Raw genomic sequence first — 5,704 nt, 5'->3', positions numbered from 1 at the left:
TGTGGATAACTGGTAAATGGTGCACCGTTTGGATGATCGGTGGTCAGGAATATACGCCAAGGATCATCGACCATCAGGAAGGTTTCCAGACCTATCATCCATTGCAATGCATTCACATAACTTTGGTCTTTGTATTTGAACGGCACTACACCACAACCGGCTTCACACTCAATGTCCATACATACCCATTTGTTTGGATGTGCATGTGGTGCGCCGGCGAACTGACGCATATTGTCGCCAGAAGCGGTTACTGTCTGTCCGAACAGGATCTGCCCGACATCCACGGTAATATTTTTGTGTTTATTAATCGCCTCAGCAATTTCAGCCGCACCGGAGGAGAATTTGAAATCGCCTTCAGTACCGTAACTGTGAAACTGAATATGTGTCAGATGCATCGGCACGCCTTCAGCGCCCTGAATGGTATCTAGCGTGGTTTGCATATTACCCGGTACACCCAGATTACAACCATGTACATGCAATGGATGTGGCACACCGATTTCCTGCACCGCTCGTGACAATCTATGCAGAATATCGCGTGGCGTGACGCCGTAAAAATCATTTTTTTCGTCTAAATCCAGCTTACGCTGATTGAATTTAAACGCGCTGATACCGCCGGGATTAACCACTTTCAGACCGACTGCCTGAGCATGATTAATGGTCCAGGCGACATAATTATTAATTGCTTCCTGATCGGAATTGGCCGCCATCATCCGCAGTAGAAAATCATCACTGCCGAGCATCACATAACCACCTTTATCGATAATCGGTGTGTCATGCATTTCCATATGAGCTTGACGGGCATTAATCGGTAATACTGCCGGTTCAAAGCCTGCGGTGTAACCCATCTCTGCGTAACGATATCCGGTAGTTAATGTGCTAGGGGCCGCATGACCGGTGCCTGAACGTAATAACTCTGTACGTTCGTAAACAGCTTGGGCATGATCTTCCGGCAGCATAGTGCGGGCAATGTTGACCTTGCCACCGCCGATATGGGTATGCATATCAATGGCGCCTGCCATAATGACTTTGCCACTTACATCGATCTCTTTATCGACTCGTCCATCTGTTGGTTTTTCAACAATACGTCCGTCACGAATATAAATATCCCGTACCACATCATTTTGATCATGTGCCGGGTCAAAAATACGTCCGCCGGTTAGTTTTAAAAGCATCTTTATCTCCGTTTACAGGGCCTGTTCGACCGCACTAAGTACTTCAAACACGCTAGGTAAGCCGCTGTCACGTAATTTTCTAAGCGGTACTGAAACCACACTGTCGGTTCGGAAAGTGCGTCCTTCATGATCAATTCCAGGCACACCCACTGGAATATAAACTTCTGGCTCAGTTTCAAACTGCATGCCACTACGTCCAAGCACAATGGTATTCGCTGATGACTGAGGTGGTGTAACAGTAGTGTTGAAACTGGAAACCCAGATAACGACATCGGTTTCACCTTCAGCAAGAATACGTCGACCATCGTTTAAAAACGGGTCGTAATCTGGAAAACGACGATTAAATGTTGTACGCATCGGATAGCCACTTTGCCAGGAGGCTACCGCATTTACTGTAGTATCGCCCTCTTTACCGCCTAATGGCAGACCATTACTACGTGTTGTTGCATTGATCTCTTTGATCATTTCACAAACGTTTTGAATAGTCGCCTCAGCGTGATCAAAATCTAATTGGCCAGCTGACCAGGTCACCACTGAATATTTAGCTGCATTTAATTTTTCGGCCAAGGCCTGTAATTCACTGACTGCCACGCCAGCAACCGTTTCCGCTTGAATCTGTTTACCTTTCAACAGAGCCCGTAATACAGATACTACTTCCGGTAAATCTGCATTATTACAGGCAATCGTCTGAGCTTTTTTGCCCTTTGGCGAAGTTGAAGCATTACCACTAGGTTTTTTGCCTAGATAAATAACTTCGCGGGACTCGATTTCTTGACCAAACATGCTTTCTTTATTCCACACCATTCGTTCAAAAAAGCGTGGAAATGTCGATTCGACATCAGTACCGACAACCAGTAACACATCAACCCGGTTTCTCACCTCGGTCAAAGTAGTGGTCATATAGCCCGTGTCTTGTAATACCAAGATATTGCGAAATGCTGCCGGAGAATAAAAACTATCTACTGTTGCACCACTTTTATCGGCCAATGCCATGGCTGCACGCGCACCATTTAAGTCAGTCCCTAACCCAGCAATTAACGGCTGTTTACTATTAATCATTAAATCGGCAATGTGTGAAATCGCTTGATCTAGCGTGACTTCTTTACCTTTAATGCGGGGTTGTGTGTCGGTTATCGGTGTTTCAAAACCTGGTCGCGTAACAGCATCGCCATTTTCCAGCACTTTAACGATATTTCCGTTGACCTCTATCGTCAGATCATCGGACGCTATACCACAAAAGGGGCTGGCAACTTCATGCCAAACGGTTGCCGTGCTGTTTTCTGTCATATCGCTGTCCTCGATAGTTCTTATAAAAATAACTGGGGCCTTTATGACCTGCTTCAAGTCCAAGCGGACAATTTAGCGGCAATATTGAAAGCTGTTAACCATGTTTTGCCCGCAATAAAAGTGAATCAATATTGTTGTCACGTAACTGTTTTTGTAAAGCATCGGCTTTATCACGACCTGCTACTGGCCCAACCTGAACACGATGCCATGTATCCGTATTATCAATTGTCACAGTTTGCACTTTTGATTCAATACCTAAAAAGGCTAACTTAGCCCGAAAACCATCTGCATCTTCAAGTTTTTTAAATGACCCGACCTGAATCATATAACTGACTGAATCAACTGGGGGCTCTAAGGCAGCCTGTTTAATTTGCTCCGCAGTTTGATTTACGGATTGCGGAGCTTCTGCCACTTCTTCCGGTGGAGAAGATACTATCGGTTTTTGCGGTTGATTGGCGATAGGTTTGGGTTTTTCTACCACCACTTCGGTTTCAGGCAATAACGTATAAAAATCAAAAGTGGGTTCTACCCCTGATTTTTTTTGCTGCTGTTGGGTGGTTTTAGCCTGTTGTTTATCGGCAGGCACATTTTCTTTTAGATGCAATAAAAACATCACAAAAGCACCAACTGCAAAACTGATTAACATCGGTCCCCAAGGCATACCGCCGCCTTGTTTTGGAGGTTGTTTACGGGTATTTCTTTTTGCTGCCACAAAAACCTCTTACATCGATTGTGGCGCTGAAACGCCCATTAAACCTAGACCGTTTGCGATTACCTGTCTGACTGCGGTAATCAACGTTAAACGTGCTTGAGTAACTTTGTTATCGTCCGTCATAAACTGATGAGCGTTGTAATAAGTATGAAAATCACGCGCTAAATCCATCAAGAAATGCGCTAATAAATGTGGGGTATAGGTAATTGCTGATAGTTCAACCACTTCCGGATAGCGCGACAACATGGTAAATAATGCTTGCTCATGATCTTCTGTTAACACTGACAGATTTTGTAATCCAGTCTGTTCATCCCAATTCAATTGCCTTTCTGCCAATTGACGGAACACACTACACACCCGAGCATGTGCGTATTGCACGTAATATACTGGGTTATCATTACTTTGTGATTTGGCTAACTCCAAATCAAAATCCATATGCTGATCCGCGCCACGCATCACGTAAAAGAAACGGGCAGCGTCTTTTCCTACTTCATCACGCAGTTCACGCAAGGTAACAAACTCACCGCTACGCGTCGACATACCGACTTTTTCTTTACCACGATATAACACCGCAAACTGCACAAGAAGAACGTTTAATTTGCTGACATCTTGATTTAACGCAGACATCGCAGCTTTAACACGTGGAATATAACCGTGATGATCGGCGCCCCAAATATCAATAATTTGCTCAAAACCACGCTGAAATTTATTGAGATGATAGGCAACATCGGAAGCAAAATAGGTTGCTTGGCCATTATCACGCACGACTACGCGATCTTTTTCATCACCAAATTCTGTTGATTTAAACCACCAGGCGCCATCTTGCTGATAAAGCATATTGGCTGCTTTGAGCTGTTCAATCGCTTGTTCAACTACGCCCGATTCAACCAATGACCGCTCAGAAAACCATTTATCGTATTCGGCGCCAAATTCTGCCAAATCATTACGGATGTCATCCAAAATGGCATTCAATCCTAAATCAAATAACTGACGATATAACTCTGCACCGAGTAATTTTTTAGCTTGATTTGTGAGGCCATCAATGTGCAATTCTTTGTCGCCACCTTGTGGTTCGTCAGTCGGTACACCATCAAACACCACAGCAGCAGGATGTAATAACGCTTCGCCATGCTGATTTTTAAGTGTTTCAGCAATATCAAACACATATTCGCCGCGGTAGCCGTTACTCGGAAAAGTAAATTGTTCGCCACATTTTTCCAGATATCTCAACCAGACGCTGGTGGCGAGAATATCCATCTGCCGGCCGGCATCATTAACGTAATATTCACGGTGTACATCAAAACCAACGGCTTTGAGTAAACTGCTGACGACCGAACCATAGGCAGCGCCACGACCATGACCGACATGTAGAGGGCCTGTTGGATTGGCAGAAACAAACTCCACCTGAATTTTATGTCCTTTACCGTAATCACTCAGGCCAAACTGACCTGCAGTTTTCAATACTTCAGCTACCACTTGTTGTCTGGCAGAAGTTGATAAAGTGAAGTTGATAAAGCCTGGGCCGGCAATCTCGACTTTATCCAGCATTTCATGGGTTGGCAGCGCATCAACAATCAGGCTGGCAAGCTGACGAGGATTCATTTTGCTAGGTTTTGCCAATACCATTGCGATATTGCTAGCAAAATCACCATGACTGCGATCTTTGGTTCGTTCCAGCTTAACTTCAATCGATGAAATAGCTTCAGGAAGGCGTTGTTGTGAAATCAGCGAAGCTAATGTGCTGTCGATAATTTTTTTCAATTGGTCTTTCAAGGCAATGAAGTCCAGGTAACAGAAATGTGATGGCGAATTTTAACCGATCAGGCAGACGGATGACACTATCCTGGGGATTAGATTAGTTCCGTCGGATCAATGTCTATCGACCAACGAGCTTTTCGCGCCAGTTTAAGCTTAGTTACTGAATCGATATGTTGATCGATTAATTGATGCAGTGCACCACGATCTGCGGATCGCATCAGCAATTGTGCACGATATCGCCCCGCTCGTTTTTCCATTAATGCTGGCACCGGGCCCAAGATTAAAACGGATGAATTTGATTGATGCAGTAAACCAGAAACTTGTTGTAATAATTCAATGGCCAAATCTTTCTCTTTTGCTTCAGCTCGCCAGACTGCCCAAAACCCATGTGGAGGTAATTCCATCTGGATCCTTTCGGATAATAAATTATCAGCAACGTTTTCATATCCATGTTGCAAAAGGTTTTGCCAGAACGGATGTTCAGGTTGTTCAGTTTGAATCAGTACTTCACCAGCTTTTTTACCGCGGCCAGCTCTGCCAGTAACCTGAGTAATTAATTGTGCAAGACTTTCCGTGGCTCGGAAATCTGCACTAAATAATGCCTGATCAGCATCTACCACCCCAACCAGTGTCACATCATGAAAATCATGGCCTTTAGCTAACATCTGAGTACCCACCAAAATAGCAGCCTGGCCTTGATTAATTTGTTTGACCATATTGGCAAACGAATTAACTCGTTGAGTGCTATCACGATCTATTCGTAAAACAGGTACAT

General features: G+C 44.3%; 5 protein-coding genes. All 5 read right to left on the bottom strand.

Annotated elements, in window-relative coordinates; genetic code table 11:
• A partial coding sequence (locus ACN0V2_RS11480; RefSeq protein WP_417550958.1) for a formylmethanofuran dehydrogenase subunit A occupies positions 1 to 1,172 on the bottom strand: 1,172 nt, incomplete at its 3' end.
• Between the two features lie 12 nt (positions 1,173 to 1,184).
• Entirely contained in the window at positions 1,185 to 2,459 is a 1,275-nt protein-coding gene (locus ACN0V2_RS11475; RefSeq protein ID WP_417550957.1) for a formylmethanofuran dehydrogenase subunit B, read from the bottom strand.
• Positions 2,460 to 2,553: 94 nt separating this feature from the next.
• The gene (locus tag ACN0V2_RS11470) at positions 2,554 to 3,171 is read right to left on the bottom strand and encodes an SPOR domain-containing protein (RefSeq protein WP_417550955.1); all 618 of its coding nucleotides are present in this window, start codon (positions 3,169 to 3,171) and stop codon (positions 2,554 to 2,556) included.
• 9 nt (positions 3,172 to 3,180) lie between these two features.
• Positions 3,181 to 4,944: an arginine--tRNA ligase gene (gene argS / locus ACN0V2_RS11465; protein WP_417550954.1), complete on the bottom strand. Its 1,764-nt coding sequence runs from the start codon at positions 4,942 to 4,944 to the stop codon at positions 3,181 to 3,183.
• 77 nt (positions 4,945 to 5,021) lie between these two features.
• Positions 5,022 to 5,704: helicase-related protein (locus ACN0V2_RS11460; RefSeq protein WP_417550953.1), on the bottom strand; the 683-nt coding region annotated here is incomplete at its 5' end.

The sequence above is a fragment of the Methylophaga sp. genome (assembly GCF_048266885.1).
Taxonomy (GTDB): domain Bacteria; phylum Pseudomonadota; class Gammaproteobacteria; order Nitrosococcales; family Methylophagaceae; genus Methylophaga.
The sequence above is the reverse complement of the archived record's forward strand: the minus strand, read 5'-3'. Positions and strand labels throughout refer to the sequence as shown.

Bases quoted from the DNA above. Each gene is read 5' to 3' on its own strand.
- ACN0V2_RS11475 (WP_417550957.1), bottom strand. From the start codon at position 2,459: ATGACAGAAAACAGCACGGCAACCGTTTGGCATGAAGTTGCCAGCCCC.